This window comes from Phenylobacterium sp. T106, assembly GCF_057219735.1.
On sequence record NZ_JBXVWA010000018.1, the window covers coordinates 1 to 19,215 of the forward strand.

15 protein-coding genes are annotated in these 19,215 nt (G+C 67.8%); 1 reads left to right on the top strand and 14 read right to left on the bottom strand.

Features of this window, described 5'->3' with window-relative positions; all coding sequences use genetic code 11:
- From AC2D8W_RS22415 to rpsL, 4 genes are all read right to left on the bottom strand, one after another.
- Positions 1-123 (bottom strand): GTP-binding protein (locus tag AC2D8W_RS22415; protein WP_484673264.1); only part of this gene is annotated, 123 nt, incomplete at its 3' end.
- A 50-nt stretch (positions 124-173) separates the two neighbouring features.
- The gene (gene fusA, locus AC2D8W_RS22420; RefSeq protein ID WP_293482459.1) at positions 174-2,252 is read right to left on the bottom strand and encodes an elongation factor G; all 2,079 of its coding nucleotides are present in this window, start codon (positions 2,250-2,252) and stop codon (positions 174-176) included.
- Positions 2,253-2,356: 104 nt separating this feature from the next.
- A complete protein-coding gene (gene rpsG, locus AC2D8W_RS22425) occupies positions 2,357-2,830 on the bottom strand; it encodes a 30S ribosomal protein S7 (protein WP_111278707.1) in 474 nt (157 codons plus the stop codon).
- A gap of 12 nt (positions 2,831-2,842) precedes the next feature.
- Entirely contained in the window at positions 2,843-3,214 is a 372-nt protein-coding gene (gene rpsL / locus AC2D8W_RS22430) for a 30S ribosomal protein S12 (RefSeq protein WP_056018026.1), read from the bottom strand.
- 291 nt (positions 3,215-3,505) lie between these two features.
- Between rpsL and AC2D8W_RS22435 the strand changes: the two genes are divergently transcribed.
- A complete protein-coding gene (locus tag AC2D8W_RS22435; protein WP_484673393.1) occupies positions 3,506-4,231 on the top strand; it encodes a hypothetical protein in 726 nt (241 codons plus the stop codon).
- Positions 4,232-4,249: 18 nt separating this feature from the next.
- Here the strand turns inward: AC2D8W_RS22435 and AC2D8W_RS22440 are convergent, their stop codons facing one another.
- The 10 genes from AC2D8W_RS22440 to AC2D8W_RS22485 form a co-directional block, all read right to left on the bottom strand.
- Entirely contained in the window at positions 4,250-5,356 is a 1,107-nt protein-coding gene (locus AC2D8W_RS22440) for a ferritin-like domain-containing protein (protein ID WP_484673394.1), read from the bottom strand.
- Positions 5,357-5,529: 173 nt separating this feature from the next.
- Positions 5,530-5,859 (bottom strand): TFIIB-type zinc ribbon-containing protein, encoded by a 330-nt coding sequence (locus AC2D8W_RS22445; protein WP_293482456.1) that lies wholly within the window; start codon positions 5,857-5,859, stop codon positions 5,530-5,532.
- A gap of 124 nt (positions 5,860-5,983) precedes the next feature.
- Positions 5,984-10,174: a DNA-directed RNA polymerase subunit beta' gene (rpoC, locus tag AC2D8W_RS22450; protein WP_484673395.1), complete on the bottom strand. Its 4,191-nt coding sequence runs from the start codon at positions 10,172-10,174 to the stop codon at positions 5,984-5,986.
- A gap of 95 nt (positions 10,175-10,269) precedes the next feature.
- Positions 10,270-14,340, bottom strand: coding sequence for a DNA-directed RNA polymerase subunit beta (gene rpoB, locus AC2D8W_RS22455; protein ID WP_484673396.1), 4,071 nt, complete (start codon positions 14,338-14,340; stop codon positions 10,270-10,272).
- A 401-nt stretch (positions 14,341-14,741) separates the two neighbouring features.
- Positions 14,742-15,551: a sterol desaturase family protein gene (locus AC2D8W_RS22460; protein ID WP_484673397.1), complete on the bottom strand. Its 810-nt coding sequence runs from the start codon at positions 15,549-15,551 to the stop codon at positions 14,742-14,744.
- Positions 15,552-15,642: 91 nt separating this feature from the next.
- The gene (locus AC2D8W_RS22465) at positions 15,643-16,722 is read right to left on the bottom strand and encodes an AraC family transcriptional regulator (RefSeq protein WP_484673398.1); all 1,080 of its coding nucleotides are present in this window, start codon (positions 16,720-16,722) and stop codon (positions 15,643-15,645) included.
- A gap of 30 nt (positions 16,723-16,752) precedes the next feature.
- Entirely contained in the window at positions 16,753-17,394 is a 642-nt protein-coding gene (locus tag AC2D8W_RS22470) for a hypothetical protein (RefSeq protein WP_484673399.1), read from the bottom strand.
- A gap of 147 nt (positions 17,395-17,541) precedes the next feature.
- Positions 17,542-17,931 carry a 50S ribosomal protein L7/L12 gene (gene rplL / locus AC2D8W_RS22475; protein WP_293479555.1) on the bottom strand — a complete coding sequence of 130 codons (390 nt, stop codon included), beginning with the start codon at positions 17,929-17,931 and terminating at the stop codon, positions 17,542-17,544.
- A 42-nt stretch (positions 17,932-17,973) separates the two neighbouring features.
- Positions 17,974-18,489, bottom strand: coding sequence for a 50S ribosomal protein L10 (gene rplJ / locus AC2D8W_RS22480; RefSeq protein WP_293479553.1), 516 nt, complete (start codon positions 18,487-18,489; stop codon positions 17,974-17,976).
- 291 nt (positions 18,490-18,780) lie between these two features.
- Positions 18,781-19,212, bottom strand: a complete 432-nt coding sequence (locus AC2D8W_RS22485) for a hypothetical protein (protein ID WP_484673400.1) — start codon at positions 19,210-19,212, stop codon at positions 18,781-18,783.
- Positions 19,213-19,215: the final 3 nt, after the last annotated feature.

Genomic DNA, 19,215 nt, shown 5'->3' on the forward strand with positions numbered 1-19,215 from the left:
CCCGCCGGTCTTCGCCAGAACCATGGTGATCGCCGCCGTCAGCGTCGTCTTCCCATGATCCACGTGCCCAATCGTGCCGATGTTGCAGTGGGGCTTGTTACGTTCGAACTTCTCTTTGGCCATTTTCAAGCTCCAGCCCTGTCCGGGCTTGTCCTCTAACTAGGGTTGGATGGTCAGGCGTACTTCTTGATCACTTCGTCGGCCACGACTTGCGGGACCGGGTCGTAGTGGTCGTATTGCATCGTGAACTGCGCGCGGCCCTGAGAGAACGAACGCAGGTTGTTGATGTAGCCGAACATGTTGGCCAGCGGCACGAAGGCCGTGACCACTTGCGCGTTGCCGCGGGTCTCGGTGCCCTGGATTTGGCCGCGCCGCGAGTTCAGGTCGCCGATGACGTCGCCCATGTACTCGTCGGGGGTCAGGACCTCGACCTTCATGATCGGCTCGAGCAGCTTCGGAGCCCCCTTCTCGCGCAGTTCCTTGAAGGCCGCGCGGGCGGCGATTTCGAACGCCAGGACCGAGGAGTCCACGTCGTGGAAGCCGCCGTCGTACAGGGTCGCCTTGAAGTCGATCAGCGGGAAGCCGGCCAGCAGGCCGTTTTCCTTGGCCGACTCCAGGCCCTTCTGGACGCCCGGGATGAACTCCTTGGGCACCGCGCCGCCGACGATCGCGCTCTCGAACACGAAGCCCGAACCCGGCTCGCCCGGCTCGAACTTGATCTTGACGCGGGCGAACTGGCCCGTGCCGCCGGTCTGCTTCTTGTGCGTGTAGTCGATGTCCGTGGTCTTACCCAGGCTCTCGCGATAGGCCACCTGCGGCGCGCCGATGTTGGCCTCGACCTTGTAGGTGCGCTTCAGGATGTCGACCTTGATGTCGAGGTGAAGCTCGCCCATGCCCTTCATGATCGTCTGGCCCGACTCCTGGTCGGTGTGGACGGTGAAGGACGGGTCCTCGGCGACCATCTTGGCCAGGGCGACGCCCAGCTTCTCCTGGTCGGCCTTCGACTTCGGCTCGATGGCGATCTCGATCACCGGCTCGGGGAAGTTCATCTTCTCGAGAATCACCGGCGACTTCACCGGGTCGCACAGGGTGTCGCCCGTGCGGGTGTCCTTGAGGCCCGCCAGGGCGACGATGTCGCCGGCGTAGGCTTCCTTGATGTCTTCGCGGTTGTTCGAGTGCATGAGCAGCATCCGGCCGACCCGCTCGCGCTTGTCGCGCGTCGAGTTAAGCAGGCCCATGCCCGTCTCGAGCTTGCCCGAGTAGATGCGGCAGAACGTGAGCGAACCCACGAACGGGTCGTCCATGATCTTGAACGCCAGGACCGACAGCGGCTCGTCGTCGGACGCGCGGCGCTCGACCTCGGCCTCGGTCTTGAAGTCGATGCCCTTGGTCGGCGGGATGTCCACCGGCGACGGCAGGTAGTCGACCACCGCGTCCAGCAGGGGCTGCACGCCCTTGTTCTTGAAGGCCGAGCCCGCGAGGATCGGATAGAACGCGCCGGTCAGCACCGCCTTGCGGAGGCACTTCTTGATCACCTCTTCCGTCGGCTCCTCGCCGGACAGGTAGGCTTCCATCGCCTCGTCATCGAGTTCGACGGCGTTCTCGATCATGTAGTTGCGGGCCTCTTCGGCCTCCGCCTTCATGTCGGCCGGGATCTCTTCGTCGTGGTAGTTGGCGCCGAGGCCTTCCGACTCCCACACCACGGCCTTCATGCGGACCAGGTCGACGACGCCCTTCAGCGACGACTCGGCGCCGATCGGCAGCTGGATCGGGACGGCCTTCACGCCCAGGCGATCGCGGATCGTCCTGAGGCACATCTGGAAGTCGGCCCCGATCTTGTCCATCTTGTTGACGAAGACGATGCGCGGAACGTTGTAGCGGTCGGCCTGGCGCCACACCGTCTCGGTCTGCGGCTCGACGCCCTGGTTGCCGTCCAGCACCGCGACGGCGCCGTCCAGCACCCGCAGCGAACGCTCGACCTCGATGGTGAAGTCCACGTGGCCGGGGGTGTCGATGATGTTCAGGCGCTTGCCGTTCCAGAACGCGGTCGTCGCAGCGGACGTGATCGTGATGCCACGCTCCTGCTCCTGCTCCATCCAGTCCATGGTGGCCGCGCCGTCATGGACCTCGCCGATCTTATGCGACTTGCCGGTGTAGTAGAGGATCCGCTCGGTCGTCGTCGTCTTGCCGGCATCGATGTGCGCCATGATGCCGAAGTTGCGGTAGTCCTCGATCTTGTGCGTGCGGGGCATAGCGAAATCGCCTGGAAAAAGGGGTGCGGTTCAGGAGGCTGAACGAACGGCGCGGGCGGTTTATCTCAAACCGCCCGCGCCGGAAAGCGTGACTGGTGTCGGGCTTACCAGCGGTAGTGCGAGAAGGCCCGGTTGGCTTCGGCCATCTTGTGCGTGTCTTCACGCTTCTTGACGGCCGACCCGCGGTTCGAGGAGGCGTCCAGCAGCTCGCCGGCCAGCTTCTCGGTCATGGTGTTCTCGCCCCGGTTCCGGGCGGCGTTCACCAGCCAGCGGATGGCCAGCGCGCGGCGGCGCTCGGGACGGACTTCCACGGGAACCTGATAGGTCGCGCCGCCGACCCGGCGGCTGCGCACTTCGATGGCGGGCGCCACGTTGTCGAGGGCGGCGTGGAACGTCTCCAGCGGGCCCTGGTCCTTGCGGCGGGTCTCCAGGATGTCGAAGGCCCCGTAGACGATGTTCTCGGCCACGGCCTTCTTACCTTCGTACATCACGTAGTTCATGAACTTGGTGACGACGAGATCCCCGAACTTCGGATCCGGGAGCACTTCACGTTTGTCTGCGCGACGGCGACGGGACATCTTCGGAATTCCTTACTTCGGACGCTTGGCGCCGTAGAGCGAACGGCGCTGCTTGCGGTCCTTGACCCCTTGCGTGTCGAGCACGCCGCGGAGGATGTGATAGCGGACGCCGGGAAGGTCCTTCACGCGGCCGCCGCGGATGAGCACGACCGAGTGTTCCTGAAGGTTGTGGCCTTCGCCGGGGATGTAGCACACCGCTTCGATGCCGGTGGTCAGGCGCACCTTGGCGACCTTACGAAGCGCCGAGTTCGGCTTCTTCGGGGTCGTGGTGTAGACCCGGGTGCAGACGCCGCGGCGCTGCGGGCAGCCCTTCAGGGCCGGGACCTTGTTCCGCGAGGGCTTGTCCTGGCGCGGCTTGCGGATGAGCTGGTTGACTGTCGGCATCTACTCTCGCTTCGTGGAGGCGTGTGCCGTTTGGCCGAGGCGCCTCAGTTGGGTCTTCATGGTCAAATGATCGAAGCCGTCCCATGAACGCAAAACACGCCGGTCACCCCTTCGGGCGTCCCGGCGGTATCGGCTCATCGGAGCTGGGAAGAATCCCCGGCCTCGAAAGAGGGCGCTACATAGTCGCGAAGCGCCGTCCCGTCAATCTGACTCGCCGGGCGACGGATCGGTCATGAATTCGCCTTTCGAGCGTTCTCTCTCAAGGCGCAGCTTCAGGGTTCGGGAGATCGGATGCCGGCGAGAGCCGCTCGGGGCCGGGGGATTGGGATCGTGGCGGCCTCGGTGGCCGTCCACGCGATCCTGCTCGCGCTCGTGTGGGTGCAGGCGCCGCGGCTGACCGCGCCCGCGCCCGCGTCGGCTCCGCCCGAGGCGATCATCCCCGTACTGCTGATCCCCCGCGCGCCCCCGCCCGCAGCCGCGCCGGCCGGGGCCAGGCCCACGCCGATCCGGCTGCATCGCCGCCGCCAGCCGTTCTCCGCCGAACCTCCGCCCATCGCGCCCTTGATCGCCCCGGTGCAGCCGGCGGCGCCCGCGCCGAAGGCCGCGCCCTCCCCCCAGATCCGCCCCACCATCGGGCCGCGGGCGGACGACGCGCTCGTGCAGAACGCGCGGCGCGCGCTGCGAAGTCAGCTGGACTGCGACAGCCCCACCCTCACCCGCGCCGAGCGGGAGGCCTGCGTCGAGCGGTTCGGGCAGCGGGGCCGCGACCAGCCGTTCCAGGGTCTCGGCGTCGACCGCGACAAGGCGCGCGCCCTCGAAGCCGCCGCCCGGCGCAAGGCCGAGGACTACGTCTACAAGCGTTCCGCCCCCGGCGGCGTGGGCGTCTCGGGCAGCGGGTACAACGCCGGGGCCATCAAGCAGCCCGACAAGCCCAGCACCGGCATCGGGGCGACGTCCGAGGACCTCGGGCGCGCGACGGGCAACGACAGCCGTCGCGAGCTCAAGGTTCCCTTCTAGCCGCCGCCGTCCGGGGCCTCAGGCGGCGATGCGCGACTTGGTCTCCAGCGGCGCCTCCAGCCGGACCCAGTCGATCTCGCCGTCGTGCTTCAGGTTCTCGAACGACAGCACGCCCAGTTCCTCGAACTTCGGCCGGATGGCGTCGGTGAGCAGCCCCACGCGCTTCAGGTTCGGGATCATCCGCTCGAACAGGAAGGTGCGGAACGCCGATCCGCCCTGGCTCCTGGCGTTGATCTCCAGCGCTTCGTCGCGCGTGAAGCCGAACTCCTCGGCCACGGTCGTGGAGATCAGGCGGTTCTTCATCACCACGCAGGCCTCGTAGGCGAACTGCGCGCGCTCCTCGATCTGCTCCTGCGGCAGCGCCCGGATCCAGTCTTCCAGGTAGTTGACGCCGAACGCCACGTGCCGGCCCTCGTCACGCATGACGAGGCCAACGATCTGGCGCAGCAGCGGATCGGGCGTGTTGGCGTGGATCGTCTGGAACGCCGCCAGCGCCAGGCCCTCGATCAGCACCTGCATGCCGATGAACTTCAGGTCCCAGCGCTCGTCGGTGAGGACCTTGTCCAGCAGGAACTTCAGGTTCGGGTTGATCGGATAGATCATGTGGCACCGCTCCATCAGGTAGCGGTGGAACACCTCGACGTGACGCGCCTCGTCGAAGGTCTGCGAGGCCGCGTAGAGCTTGGCGTCGTGGGTGGGCGCGCAGGTCACGAGCTGCGAGGCCACCATCAGGGCACCCTGCTCGCCATGCAGGAATTGCGACAGCGTCTGGGCGTTCGTCCGCCGCATGAACTCCGCCCGCTGTTCGGGGCTCAGGGCCTGCCACTTGGGATGGGCGGCGAAGCCCTCGGGCCCGCCGGCGCCGGCCGGCTCCCGGTCGCGCTCGGGCAGCGTCCAGTCCACGTCGAGCTCGGAGTTCCAGTTGAAGCGCTTGCCCAGCTCGTACAGCCGGCGGATCCGCGCGTTCGCCGCTTCGTAGTCCCAGTTGTAGGAACCGGTCAGCGGGGTGCGGAAGATTTCCCGGATCACTTCGACGTCGTGGTCGGTCAGCCGGTGGGCCAGCTCCTCGTCGTCAAAATACTGGACCTCGGTCGGCGGTCCCTTGACCTCTTGGACGTGCAGCATCGCGATCTCCCTGGCCGCCCGGATGCTCCGGGCCTTGCAGGGATCATAAAAATGACGCCGGCGTCATCTTTGATCTGAGTCAATCTCGCAGCTCATTGCGCCGCGACCGCGCTTCAGCCGTCGGACGACGAGCCCCGCCCCGCCTGGGCGGGTCGGGAGGGCTCTCGCGGCCCTCAGTCGAAGATGTCGAAGATGTCGAATTTCTTCTTCTTTTTCCGGTAGTGGTAGTCGTCGTCGTACTTGTAGCGGTGCTCGTGGCTGTCATAGGCGTGACGCCGCTTCCAGTCGTCCGGGTCGCGATGGAAGTGCTCGACCTCGCGCTCGAACTTCTGACGATCCTGCTGCATCCCCGTCTGCTCGGCCCGCTGCCCCTCCAGCAGCTTCTCGAGTTCGCCGCGATCCAGCCAGACGCCCCGGCAGCTGGGGCACATGTCGATGTCCACGCCGGAACGCGAGACGTTCTGCATGGACGTGTTGCAGTTGGGACAGAGCAGCAGCGGCACGGAGGACCTCCGGGTTGGGGGCCCTTGATCTAGGCGCCCCCGCGCCAAAGCCAAGGCCTTGAACGCGAAACGGCCCGGGGTCGCCCCCGGGCCGTCCGTACGCGTGACGTTACTGGAGAGCTGGCTACTCGATCGTCTCGGCCACCGCGGCGTCGGCGATCTCCGCCGGCAGCGGCTCCATGGCCTCCTCGCGGCTGGCCGTCAGCGCCTCGTCGCGCTTGGCGGCGATCCGCTGCAGGTTGCGCAGGTACGAGCCCGTGCCCGCTGGGATCAGGCGGCCCACGATCACGTTCTCCTTCAGGCCTTCCAGGGTATCGTTCTTGCCCTGGACGGCGGCTTCGGTGAGCACGCGGGTGGTTTCCTGGAACGAGGCGGCCGAGATGAAGCTGCGGGTCTGCAGCGACGCCTTGGTGATGCCGAGCAGCACGGGCTGGACGAGCGCCGGGCGGCCGCCGCGGGCTTCCGTCTTGGCGTTCTCTTCCTCGACCTCGAGCTTGTCGAGGTGGTCGCCCTTGAGCAGGCCGGTGTCGCCCGGCTCGAGGATCTCCACCTTCTGCAGCATCTGGCGGACGATCGTCTCGATGTGCTTGTCGTTGATCGGCACGCCCTGCAGTCGATAGACCTCCTGGATCTCGTTCACCAGGAAGTCGGCCAGCGCCTCGATGCCCTGGATCCGCAGGATGTCGTGCGGGTCCGGGTTGCCGTCGATCAGGTACTCGCCCTTGCGGATGACGTCGCCGTCGTGGACCGCGATGTGCTTGCCCTTCGGGATCAGGAACTCGACCGCCTCGCCACCATCCTCGGGGGTGATCTTGATGCGGCGCTTGTTCTTGTAGTCCCGGCCGAACTCGACGCGGCCGTCCATCTCGGCGATGACCGCGCAGTCCTTCGGACGGCGGGCCTCGAAGAGTTCGGCCACGCGCGGCAGACCGCCGGTGATGTCGCGGGTCTTGGCGCTTTCGGTGGGCATCCGGGCCAGCACCTCGCCGGGCTTCACCTCATCGCCGTCGCCGACGGAGAGGATGGCGCCCACGGGCAGCAGGTAGCGGGCCTCGCCGCCGTTCGACAGGCGCTTGTAGGCGCCGTCGTCGCCCAGCACCGCCATGGCCGGACGCAGGTCCGAGCCCTTGGAGCTGGCGCGCCAGTCGATGACCACGCGGTTGGAGATGCCCGTGGCCTCGTCGGCCTCCTCGCGGAACGAGAAGTTCTCGACCAGGTCCTCGAAGCGCACCTTACCGCCGACTTCGGTGATGATCGGCGTGGTGTAGGGGTCCCAGGTGGCAAGGCGCTGGCCGCGCTTCACCTTGTCGCCCGACTTCACCATGAGGCGCGCGCCGTACGGCACCTTGTAGGCCTCGCGGTCCTTGCCATCGACCTGCACGGTCAGGGCCAGGTTGCGGCTCATCGAGATGAGGCCGCCGTCCGGCGCCGTGACGGTGTTGCCGCCGTCGATCTTCACGACGCCGTCGTTGGCGCTTTCGAAGAACGACTGCTCGGCCACCTGCGCGGTGCCGCCGATGTGGAAGGTCCGCATCGTCAGCTGCGTGCCGGGCTCGCCGATCGACTGGGCGGCGATGACGCCCACGGCCTCGCCGATGTTCACCGGCGTGCCGCGCGCCAGGTCGCGGCCGTAGCAGGCGCCGCAGACGCCGGTCTTGGTCTCGCAGGTCAGGACCGAGCGGACCTTCACGGCCTGGACGCCGGCGGCCTCGACGAGGTCGCACATGTTCTCGTCCAGGTAGGTGTCGGCCGGAACGATCACGTCGCCCGCGCCCGGATCCTTCACGTCCTCGGCCGCGAAGCGGCCCAGGATGCGCTGGCCCAGGGAAACCAGCACGTCGCCGCCCTCGACCACGGCGCGCAACGTGATGCCGCGCGTGGTGCCGCAGTCTTCCTCGGTGATGATGCAGTCCTGCGCCACGTCGACCAGGCGGCGGGTCAGGTAGCCCGAGTTCGCCGTCTTCAGCGCCGTGTCGGCCAGGCCCTTACGGGCGCCGTGCGTGGAGTTGAAGTACTCCTGCACGGTCAGGCCTTCCTTGAAGTTCGAGATGATCGGCGTCTCGATGATCTCGCCCGACGGCTTGGCCATCAGGCCGCGCATCCCGCCGAGCTGCTTCATCTGGGCCTGCGAACCGCGGGCGCCCGAGTTGCTCATCATGAAGATCGAGTTGATCTCGCCCTGGCGGCCGTCCGCGCCGATCGGCGCGGAGGAAACCTCGGCCATCATCTCGTCGGCCACGCGATCGGTGGCCTTCGCCCAGGCGTCGACGACCTTGTTGTACTTCTCGCCCTTGGTGATCAGGCCGTCGGCGTACTGCTGCTCGTACTCCTCGACGAGCTTGCGGGTCTCCTCGACGATCGGGGCCTTGCGGGCCGGGATGACGATGTCATCCTTGCCGAAGCTGATGCCCGCCTTGGCCGCCTCGCGGAAGCCCAGGCCCATGATCTGGTCGGCGAAGATGACCGTCGCCTTCTGGCCGCAGTGCCGGTAGACGGCGTCGATCAGGTTGCCGATCTCCTTCTTGGTGAGGTTCTTCTCGAGGAGACGGTGGCCGATGGCCGGGTTCTTCGGCAGCAGGGCCGCGATCTTCATCCGGCCCGGCGTGGTGTCGATGACCTTCGTCACCACGACGCCCTCGGCGTCCATCTCGGTATGGCGCGCCTTGATCTTCGTGTGGAGCGTGACCACGCCGGCGTCGAGCGCCGCTTCGATCTCGCCCAGGTCGGCGAACAGCTTGCCCTCGCCCGGCTCGGCGTCCTTGGCCAGGCTCAGGTAGTAGAGCCCCAGCACGATGTCCTGCGACGGCACGATGATCGGCCGGCCGTTGGCAGGCGACAGGATGTTGTTCGTGCTCATCATCAGCACGCGGGCTTCCAGCTGGGCTTCCAGCGAGAGCGGCACGTGCACGGCCATCTGGTCGCCGTCGAAGTCGGCGTTGAACGCCGCGCAGACGAGCGGGTGCAGCTGGATCGCCTTGCCTTCGATCAGCTTGGGCTCGAAGGCCTGGATGCCCAGGCGGTGCAGGGTCGGCGCGCGGTTCAGCAGAACCGGGTGTTCACGGATGACCTCGTCCAGGATGTCCCAGACCGCGGGCTGCTCGCGTTCCACCATGCGCTTGGACTGCTTCACGGTGCCCGACAGGCCCTTGGCGTCCAGGCGCGCGTAGATGAACGGCTTGAACAGCTCGAGCGCCATCTTCTTCGGCAGGCCGCACTCATGCAGCTTCAGCTCGGGGCCGACGACGATGACCGAACGGCCCGAGTAGTCGACGCGCTTGCCGAGCAGGTTCTGGCGGAAGCGGCCCTGCTTGCCCTTCAGCATGTCGGCCAGCGACTTCAGCGGACGCTTGTTGGCGCCCGTAATCACGCGGCCGCGGCGGCCGTTGTCGAACAGGGCGTCGACGGCTTCCTGCAGCATCCGCTTCTCGTTGCGGATGATGATGTCCGGCGCGCGCAGCTCGATGAGGCGCTTCAGGCGGTTGTTGCGGTTGATGACCCGGCGGTAGAGGTCGTTCAGGTCCGAGGTCGCGAAGCGGCCGCCGTCCAGCGGCACCAGCGGGCGCAGTTCCGGCGGGATGACGGGGATCACCGTCAGCACCATCCACTCGGGCTTGTTCTTGCTCTCGATGAAGCTCTCGATGAGCTTCAGGCGCTTGGACGCCTTCTTGAGCTTCATTTCCGAGGTGGTGGTCTTCAGCTCCTCGCGGAGCTTCTCGGCCTCGTCCTCGAGGTGGATGCCCTTCAGCAGGCCCTGGACCGCCTCGGCGCCGATCTCGGCGGTGAAGCTGTCGTCGCCGAACTCCTCCTGGAAGCGCAGGTAGTCGTCCTCCGACAGCAGCTGGTGCTGCTTCAGCGGGGTCAGGCCGGGCTCGGTGACGATGTAGTTCTCGAAGTAGAGGACGCGCTCGATGTCCTTCAGCGCCATGTCCAGCATCAGCGCGATGCGGGACGGCAGCGACTTCAGGAACCAGATGTGGGCGACTGGCGAGGCGAGCTCGATGTGGCCCATGCGCTCGCGCCGGACGCGCGCCAGGGTGACCTCGACGCCGCACTTCTCGCAGATGATGCCCTTGTACTTCATCCGCTTGTACTTTCCGCACAGGCACTCGTAGTCCTTCGTCGGACCGAAGATGCGCGCGCAGAACAGGCCGTCACGCTCGGGCTTGAACGTGCGGTAGTTGATGGTCTCGGGCTTCTTGATCTCGCCGAACGACCACGACCGGATCTTCTCCGGGCTGGCGAGGGCGATACGGATGCGGTCGAAGGTCGGAGCGGCCTGGACCGGATTGAAGATGTTCAGGACTTCCTGGTTCATCTTGGTTCCTTCTGCGGCGTTCGCCGCGAAATGTCGTCAGAGCTGGGCGGGGCGGAGCGCCCTCCCCCGTCGCCGGGAGAGGGCTCTGCGATCCGTCAGCTGTTCTCCAGCTCCACGTTCAGGCCCAGGGAGCGCATCTCCTTGACCAGCACGTTGAAGCTCTCCGGAATGCCGGCCTCGAAGGTGTCGTCGCCACGGACGATGCTCTCGTAGACCTTGGTCCGGCCGGCCACGTCGTCCGACTTCACCGTCAGCATCTCCTGCAGGGTGTAGGCGGCGCCGTAGGCTTCCAGGGCCCACACCTCCATCTCCCCGAAGCGCTGGCCGCCGAACTGCGCCTTGCCGCCCAGCGGCTGCTGGGTCACGAGCGAGTACGGGCCGATCGAACGGGCGTGGATCTTGTCGTCCACCAGGTGGTGCAGCTTCAGCATGTAGATGTAGCCGACCGTGACCGGACGCTTGAACCGCTCGCCCGTCTGGCCGTCGTACAGGTACGACTGGCCCGACCGGTCGAGGCCCGCCTTCTCCAGCAGGTTCTCGATGTCGTCGATGTGGGCGCCGTCGAACACCGGGGTGGCGAAGGGGATGCCCTTCGACAGGTTCCGGGCCAGCTCGATCAGCTCCTCTTCCGTCTCCGGAAGCTCCTGGTCGTCGCCGTAGGCGTCCTTCAGGTGGTCGATCAGCGCCTGCTTCTGGCCGCCATGCTGCCAGGCCTCCAGGAGCCGGGCGACCTGCTTGCCGAGGCCGGCCGCGGCCCAACCCAGGTGCGTCTCGAAGATCTGGCCGACGTTCATCCGGCTGGGCACGCCCAGCGGATTGAGGACGATGTCGACGCTGGTGCCGTCCTCGAGGTAGGGCATGTCCTCGATCGGCAGGATCTTGGAGATCACCCCCTTGTTGCCGTGACGGCCGGCCATCTTGTCGCCCGGCTGCAGCTTGCGCTTCACCGCCACGAACACCTTGACCATCTTCATCACGCCAGGCGGCAGCTCGTCGCCGCGCTGCAGCTTGTCGACCTTGTCCTCGAAGCGGCGGTCCAGGCGCTTGCGGGCGTCGTCGAACTGCTTGCGCAGCGCTTCGAGCTCGCCCATCGCCTTCTCGTCGTCGAGCGCGATCTGGCTCCACATGCCCGGCGCGATCTCGCCAAGCTTCTCCTCGGTGATCTCGCCGCGGCCCAGGCCCTTGGGACCGGAGACGGCGTTCTTGCCGACGAGCAGCGCGCGCAGGCGGGCCTGGAAGTTGCGGTTCAGGATCGCGAACTCGTCGTCCCGGTCCTTGCCCAGGCGGTCGATCTCGGCGCGTTCGATGGCCAGGGCGCGCTCGTCCTTGTCGACGCCGTGACGGTTGAAGACGCGGACTTCCACGATCGTGCCCGACACGCCCGGCGGGAGGCGCAGCGACGTGTCGCGCACGTCCGAGGCCTTTTCGCCGAAGATGGCGCGCAGCAGCTTCTCTTCCGGGGTCATCGGGCTCTCGCCCTTGGGCGTCACCTTGCCGACCAGGATGTCGCCGGGCTGGACCTCGGCGCCGATCGCCACGATGCCGGCCTCGTCGAGGTTGCGCAGGGCTTCCTCGCCGACGTTCGGGATGTCGCGGGTGATCTCTTCCGGACCCAGCTTGGTGTCGCGGGCCATGACCTCGAATTCCTCGATGTGGATCGAGGTGAAGACGTCATCGCGCACGATCCGCTCGGAGATCAGGATCGAGTCCTCGAAGTTGTAGCCGTTCCAGGGCATGAACGCGACGAGCGCGTTGCGGCCCAGGGCCAGCTCGCCCAGCTCGGTCGACGGGCCGTCGGCGATGACGTCGCCGGCCTGGATCCGGTCGCCCACCTGCACCAGCGGACGCTGGTTGATGCAGGTCGAGGTGTTGGAGCGCTGGAACTTCTGCAGGCGGTAGATGTCGACGCCCGGCTTGGTGGGGTCGGTCTCTTCCGTTGCGCGGATGACGATACGCGTGCCGTCGATCTGCTCGACGACGCCCGAGCGGCGGGCCACCACGACGGCGCCCGAGTCCACCGCCACGACGCTCTCCATGCCGGTGCCGACCAGGGGCGCATCCGACTGGATGAGCGGCACGGCCTGCTTCTGCATGTTCGAGCCCATGAGGGCGCGGTTGGCGTCGTCGTTCTCGAGGAAGGGGATCAGCGAGGCGGCGACCGAGACGACCTGCTTCGGCGACACGTCCATCAGGTCGACCTGGTCGCGCTGCAGCAGGCCCGGTTCGCCGTTGATCCGGCCGGGGACCAGGTCTTCCACGATCGAGCCGTTGTCGAGCTTGATGTTCGCCTGGGCGATGACGTGCTTCGCCTCTTCCATGGCCGACATGTAGACGACCTCGTCCGTCGTCTTGCCGTCACGGATCCGCCGGTACGGGCTCTCGATGAAGCCGTACTTGTTCACCACCGCGTGGGTGGCGAGCGAGTTGATCAGGCCGATGTTCGGGCCTTCGGGCGTCTCGATCGGGCAGATCCGGCCGTAGTGGGTCGGGTGCACGTCGCGGACCTCGAAGCCCGCGCGCTCGCGCGTCAGGCCGCCCGGGCCCAGCGCCGAGAGGCGGCGCTTGTGGGTGATCTCGGACAGCGGGTTCGTCTGGTCCATGAACTGCGAGAGCTGCGAGGAGCCGAAGAACTCCCGCACGGCCGCGGCCGCCGGCTTCGCGTTGATCAGGTCGTGCGGCATGACCGTGTCGATGTCGACCGAGCTCATGCGTTCCTTGATCGCGCGCTCCATACGGAGCAGGCCCACGCGGTACTGGTTCTCGAGCAGTTCGCCCACCGAGCGGACCCGGCGGTTGCCGAGGTTGTCGATGTCGTCGATCTCGCCGCGGCCGTCGCGCAGGCCGACCAGGGTGCGCAGGACCGCGATCACGTCTTCCTTGCGGATGACGCGCACGTCGTCCGGGCAGTCCAGCTCCAGGCGCATGTTCATCTTCACGCGGCCGACCGAGCTCAGGTCGTAGCGCTCGCCGTCGAAGAACAGCGACTTGAACATGGCCTCGGCGGCTTCCACCGTCGGCGGCTCGCCGGGACGCATCACCCGGTAGATGTCGAACAGCGCGTCCTCGCGGACGGTGTTCTTGTCGATGCGCAGGGTGTTGCGCATGTAGGCGCCGACCGTGACGTCGTCGACGTCGAGCACGTCGAGCGTGCTGAAGCCCTGCTCCTCGAGGCTGGCCAGCAGGCCGGCGTCCAGCTCGTCGCCGGCTTCGGCGTAGATCTCGCCCGTCTCGAAGTTGACCAGGTCGCGCGCCAGGTAGCGGCCGTTGAGCGCCTCGGGCGCCAGCAGCAGGGTCTTCAGCCCGTTGTCGGCGAACTTCTTGGCGTTGCGCGCCGAGATCTTCTGGCCTGCAGGCGCGATCTCCTCGCCGGTGTCGGCGTCGACGAGCGGGAAGTCGGGCTTCGCGCCGCGCCAGCGCTCGGGGCGGTAGGGGGTCGCCCAGCCGTCGCCCTTCTTCTCGTAGGGCACGGTGTCGTAGAACGTGGAGAGGATCTCCTCCCCGTCCATGCCCAGGGCCATCAGGAAGGTCGTCGCCGGCAGCTTCCGGCGGCGGTCGATGCGGACGTAGACGATGTCCTTGGCGTCAAACTCGAAGTCGAGCCACGAGCCGCGGTAGGGGATCACGCGCGCGGCGAACAGGAGCTTGCCCGAGGCGTGGGTCTTGCCCTTGTCGTGGTCGAAGAAGACGCCCGGCGAGCGGTGCATCTGGCTGACGATGACGCGCTGGGTCCCGTTGACGATGAAGGTGCCCTTCTCCGTCATGAGCGGGATGTCGCCCATGTAGACGTCCTGCTCCTTGATGTCCTTCACGGAGCGGGCGCCGGTCTCCTCGTCGGTCTCGAACACGATGAGGCGCAGCTTCACCTTCAGCGGCGCGGCATAGGTCATGTCGCGCTGGACGCACTCCTCGACGTCGTACTTCGGCTCCTCGAACTCGTAGGAGACGTACTCGAGTACGGCGCGCTCGTTGAAGTCCTTGATCGGGAAGACCGACTTGAAGACGGCCTCGATCCCCTCGTCGCGGCGTTCGCCGGCGCGGACCTCGCGCTGCAGGAACTGCTCGTAGGAGGAGCGCTGAACCTCGATCAGGTTCGGCATCTGCACGGCTTCGGGGATGCGGCCGAACGACTTCCGGATCCGCTTCTTACCGGTGAAGGACTGCGCCATTTTGATCCCTTGAGGGCGCCAGGCACGGAGTCCAGGCGCCGAGTGCTGTCATTCCGGGTCCGCCCTGTCGGACTCCCCGTGCGGGAAGCCGGACCCTGGAAGGCTCCCCGTGTCGTCGGGAGCGCCCCTTCGCATGGTCGGAGGGCGACGGACCATGCCTCGGGGCCTGCACGCGCGAAGGCCGCATCTCTGGAGATGTGAGTCGGGGATGTTTCGCGAGCGGCGGGAGATAGTCCCATTCGCAACGTTTGTGAAGTCCCCTCAGCGGGGAAAACGGCAAGAGCGGCGCGAAGCCTCCGCTTCACGCCGCTTGCTCGGCTGTCTGGACCGGGCCCCGGTCCTTCGAAGTCTCAACGGCCAGGCGCCGCGCGGGTTTCCTTTTGCGGGCCCAGCGGGCCGCCCTACTCCGCCGCCAGGGTCTGCGGCGCGGGAGCGGCGCCGAAGGGACGCCAGGCCTTGGCCGCGTAGCGCGCGTGATACTCGGGATGCTCGGTCCCGAACCAGCGGTCCCACCAGGTGAACCAGGCGCCGTAGTTCCACCCGGCCTGGGCATGGTGCAGATCGTGGTGCGTGGTGGTGACGATGAAGTCCAGCATCGGGCGGCCGTCCCGCCGGGCCGGCATCAGCTCGTAGCCCGAGTGCAGCAGCGTGTTGGTGACGATCTGATACAGCATCACCCACTGCATCGAGCCATCGGGCATGGGAAACACCCACGGCCACACCACCACGAACCCGATCAGCACCAGCGCCTCGCCCACGTCGAAGCTGTAGGCCGTGAAGGGCGACGGGTTGTGGCTGCGGTGGTGACGGCGGTGGAAGCGGCGGAACAGCCGCGGATCGTGCATCAGCCGGTGCGACCAGTAGAACCAGGCGTCGAGGCCGGCGATCCCCGCGAACAGGGAGACCGCATACCAGACCGGGCCCCAGTCGTTGGCGACGTGCGCCAGCGGATAGAGCCCTGCGCGGTACATCAGGGTCAGCGCCACGCCGACGGTGGCGAAGATCGCCATCGAGCGGATCGAATAGAGCAGCTCCGTCGCCAGCTGCCGCGCCGGCGGCGTCTCCTCGCGGATCTTCCTGGCGGCGAGCAGCGGCCGCAGGACGACCCAAAGCAGAAACCACACGCCGACCGCGAAGATGACGTAGCGCGTCAGGGTGGGCTCCATTTCGCGGAACCACAGGTCCAGGATGTTCGGCAGGATCGGGGGCATGGCGGCGTCCTCGTATTGGCTGGACGCCAGAGGACTGCGGCCGAGGCGGCGGGTCTTGCCGAAGTCGGCGCGACCCTCGCCGATTCCGAAATCAGACGGCTTCTTCCAGTTCCGGCAAGGCGCCGGCCAGCGCCGCCCGCCGCCACTCGGTGGGGGTCGAGCCCGTCGCGTTGCGGAACGCCCGATTGAACGGGCCGAGGGAGCCGAAGCCCAGGTCGAACGCGATGACGGCGATCGTCGTGCGGGCTTCGGCGGGATCGGAGAGCCTCCGCTTGGCGGCCTCGATCCGCCGCCCGTTGAGGAAGTCGGCGAAGTTGCGGTACCCCAGCCGCTGGTTGATCAGGCGACGCAGTCGGTGCTCGGGGACCCCGAGTTCGCTCGCCAGTCCGCCGATGGTCAGCCCCTCGCGGCGCCAGATCTCCTGCGCCATCGTCGCGTTCAGCTGCTCGACCAGCCCGCGGTCGGCGGCGTCGGCGCGGGGATCGGCCGCGGCCTCAACTCGCCTCGCCGCGGCCCCGAAAGCGGTCGGCTGGACCGTCAGGGCGACCGACGCCATGCCCAGTGCGAGCGCGGCCACGACCACGCCCCCGATCGGACGCCCCACCACATAGTCCAGCCAGCCGGGATCGTGGCTGAGCCGGAAGGCGAAGCCGGCCGACACCTGGACCACGACGAACAGGCAGGCCAGCGACAGGACGACGGCGCGGAGCCGCCGCCGCCGCTCGACGAGGTCATCGCTCCAGCCGCGCAGGATGAGCACGCCCGCGTGGACCGCGAGGACGGCGCTGAAGAGGTTTCGCGCGCCCCAGAGTCCCGTGACGGCGTCGTCCTGGACGAGAGGCTGGATCACGCCGGTCAGCAGCAGGACCGCCGCAGGCGCGAGGGTGAGGGGCGTGATCCTCCAGTCGGCGAAGACCGTCAGGATGAACAGCCAGAGGAGGCCCGCCACCGGTGCGGCCAGCACCAGCGAGATCGCAGGCTCGCCCATCGCCGCCCAGAGCGGCCGGGACTCGTTCACCGCCATCCCCACGATGCTCGCGGTGACGAGCACGGTGGAGAGGCGGATGTGCGGATTGAGCCCGCTGCGCCAGACCACGAGGCTCACCACGAGCATCGCACCGGCCGCCAGGCCGTGCACGAATGCGCTGATCAGGGCGACGGATTCGCTCATCGCCGCCCAGGCTAACACGCCCCGTAGGGCTCAGCGCGGCGGGGATCCGCCGTTCAGGAGCGGCAGGCAGGACTGCCAGTTGCTCGGGTTGGCGGCCGCGCAGGCCTGGTAGCTCTGGCCGGCCCGATAGATGCCCATCGCCGCGACGTCGCCGTTGTTCAGGCCGGTCGCGCCGCCTGGAGCGGCCGGCAATCCCGGGGCCTGGTAGGCGCCGATCCCGAGCCGCGGGGGAGACGGCGCCGCGGGCGCCGGCGTCGCGGCGCTCGCGATCCGCAGGCAGGCCTGGATCGCCGTGCTGTCGCCGGCCGCGTTCTGCACGCACATCCGGATCGCGTCCTGAATGGCGGCGCTGTTGACGGCAGGCGCGGGCGCGGCGGGCGCCGGGGCGCGCGCCTGGTTGAGGAGGCCCAGGACGCCGGACGCCACCGCCGCCTTGTTGCCGCCCACGAGGCCCCCGAGACCGCCGCCCGGAAGCCCCGGCGAAGCCGGCGAGGTCGAGCCCAGCTTGGCGCGCAACTGCGCGCACTCGGCCATCGTCGCGCCGGCCGGCGAGTTGCAGATCTGGATCGCGGCGTTCAGTCGGTTGATCTCGTACGCCGACTGCGCCCTGGCGCCCGTCACCGGAACCAGCACGACGAGCGCGGCCGCTCCCGTCAGCAGTGTCTGTCGCATCGTCGCGCCCCCACGCAAGCTCTCCAGCCTGCGCATCGTGCGCCGGTCATGCGGCCCCGGCCTCCCCCGATCAGGGGTACGAAAAAGGGCCGGGATCGCTCCCGGCCCTTCGATCTTCGAAAGAAGCGCTGATCCAGCGCGTCCAGACTACTTGATCTGGACGGTCGCGCCGGCTTCCTCGAGCTTCTTCTTGATCTCTTCCGCTTCCTGCTTGGAGATGTTCTCCTTCACGTTCTGCGGAGCGCCTTCGACGAGGTCCTTGGCTTCCTTCAGGCCGAGGTCCGGACGGACGGCGCGGACTTCCTTGATCACGTTGATCTTCTTGTCGCCGCCGGCGGCGAGAACGACGGTGAACTCGGTCTGCTCTTCGGCGGCTTCGGCCGGAGCGGCGCCGCCCGCGGCGGGGCCGGCAGCGGCGACGGCGACCGGCGCGGCGGCCGAGACGCCCCACTTTTCTTCGAGCAGCTTGGAGAGCTCAGCGGCTTCCAGGACGGTCAGGGCGGACAGGTCGTCCACGAGTTGTTGCAGGTTGGCCATGTGATGAGGTCCTTAAGAGAGAGGTTTGTCGGGAAGTGACGATCAGGCGGCGTCTTTGGCGGCGTAGGCGCCCATGACGCGAGCCAGCTGACCAGCCGGCGCCTGCAGGACGCCCGCGACCTTAGTGGCCGGAGCTTGCAGGAGGCCGATGATCTTGGCGCGGAGCTGATCCAGCGAAGGCAGGGTGGCGAGCGCCGAAATGCCCTTCTGGTCCAGCACCTGTTGACCCATGAAGCCGCCGACGACGGTGAACTTGTCGTTGTCCTTGGCGTACTGGGTCGCGACCTTGGCGGCGGACACCGGGTCGGCGGCGAAGGCGATCGCGACCGGGCCTTTGAAGAGGGCGTCGCCCGCTTCACCGGCCGAGCCGTTCAGAGCCTTCTGAGCCAGGGTGTTCTTCACCACCTGCAGCTGGGCGCCCTGCTCACGCAGCTTGCCCCGCAGATCGGTCATTTCCGCAACGGTCAGACCCATGTAGTGGGTCACGACCACGGCGCCGGAGTCAGCGAAGACGCCCTTGAGCGCTTCGATGGCGTCCTGCTTTTGAGCGCGGTCCATTGCGGTCTCCATACTCAGGTTCCGCACGCGCGAGAGTGCGCACGCGGGTAAGCACCTGTCCGATGAGGAAAGCCGCAGCCATCGCGCCGCCGCATTGCGGTGGACCGATCAGGCCGTCATCTTCCCGTCTCCCTGCGCCTGAGGAGGGGCCCCTCCTCGCGTTACGGCCTCCGGCGACCCCGGCGGCTGCACAGTTCTTGGACAGGATGGGAAACCCCGGGGGGTCGCCCGTCCTCGCCTCTCCCGAGGGAGCTGCGAAGCGCGGGCCTATATACGAAGCCTCCCGCGGACTCAACCCGCGGCGAGCCAGGCTTCCAGCCTCACGGCCTTCTCGAGGTCCTTGGGCCGCCCGAACAGGCGCAGTAGCTGCAGCTGGTCCTGCAGACCGGGGAGCGGCCCGGACAGCGCGACGGGTCGCCCGCGCACCCGCAGGCCTCCCATCACCTCCACGGCCCCCCAGGGCGTGGCGTAGCGCGCGAAGTCCTCCGAGCGGAACGGGCCGTCGGGCGCCCTCGCCTCGCCGCGCTCCAGCCAGCCGGCCCACGCGGCGCGCAGGCGCGCTGCGCCGTTCACGTCGGTCACCACGTCGAGGTCGCCGGCGCTCTCGATCGGAGCCCCCAGGAGGATCAGCGCCCCCGAGCCGATCAGCGACCAGGGCGCAGCGAAGGCATCCAGGTCCTCGGACACGCGCTCGAACAGCAGCCGGACCTCTGCAGGCGTCATGCC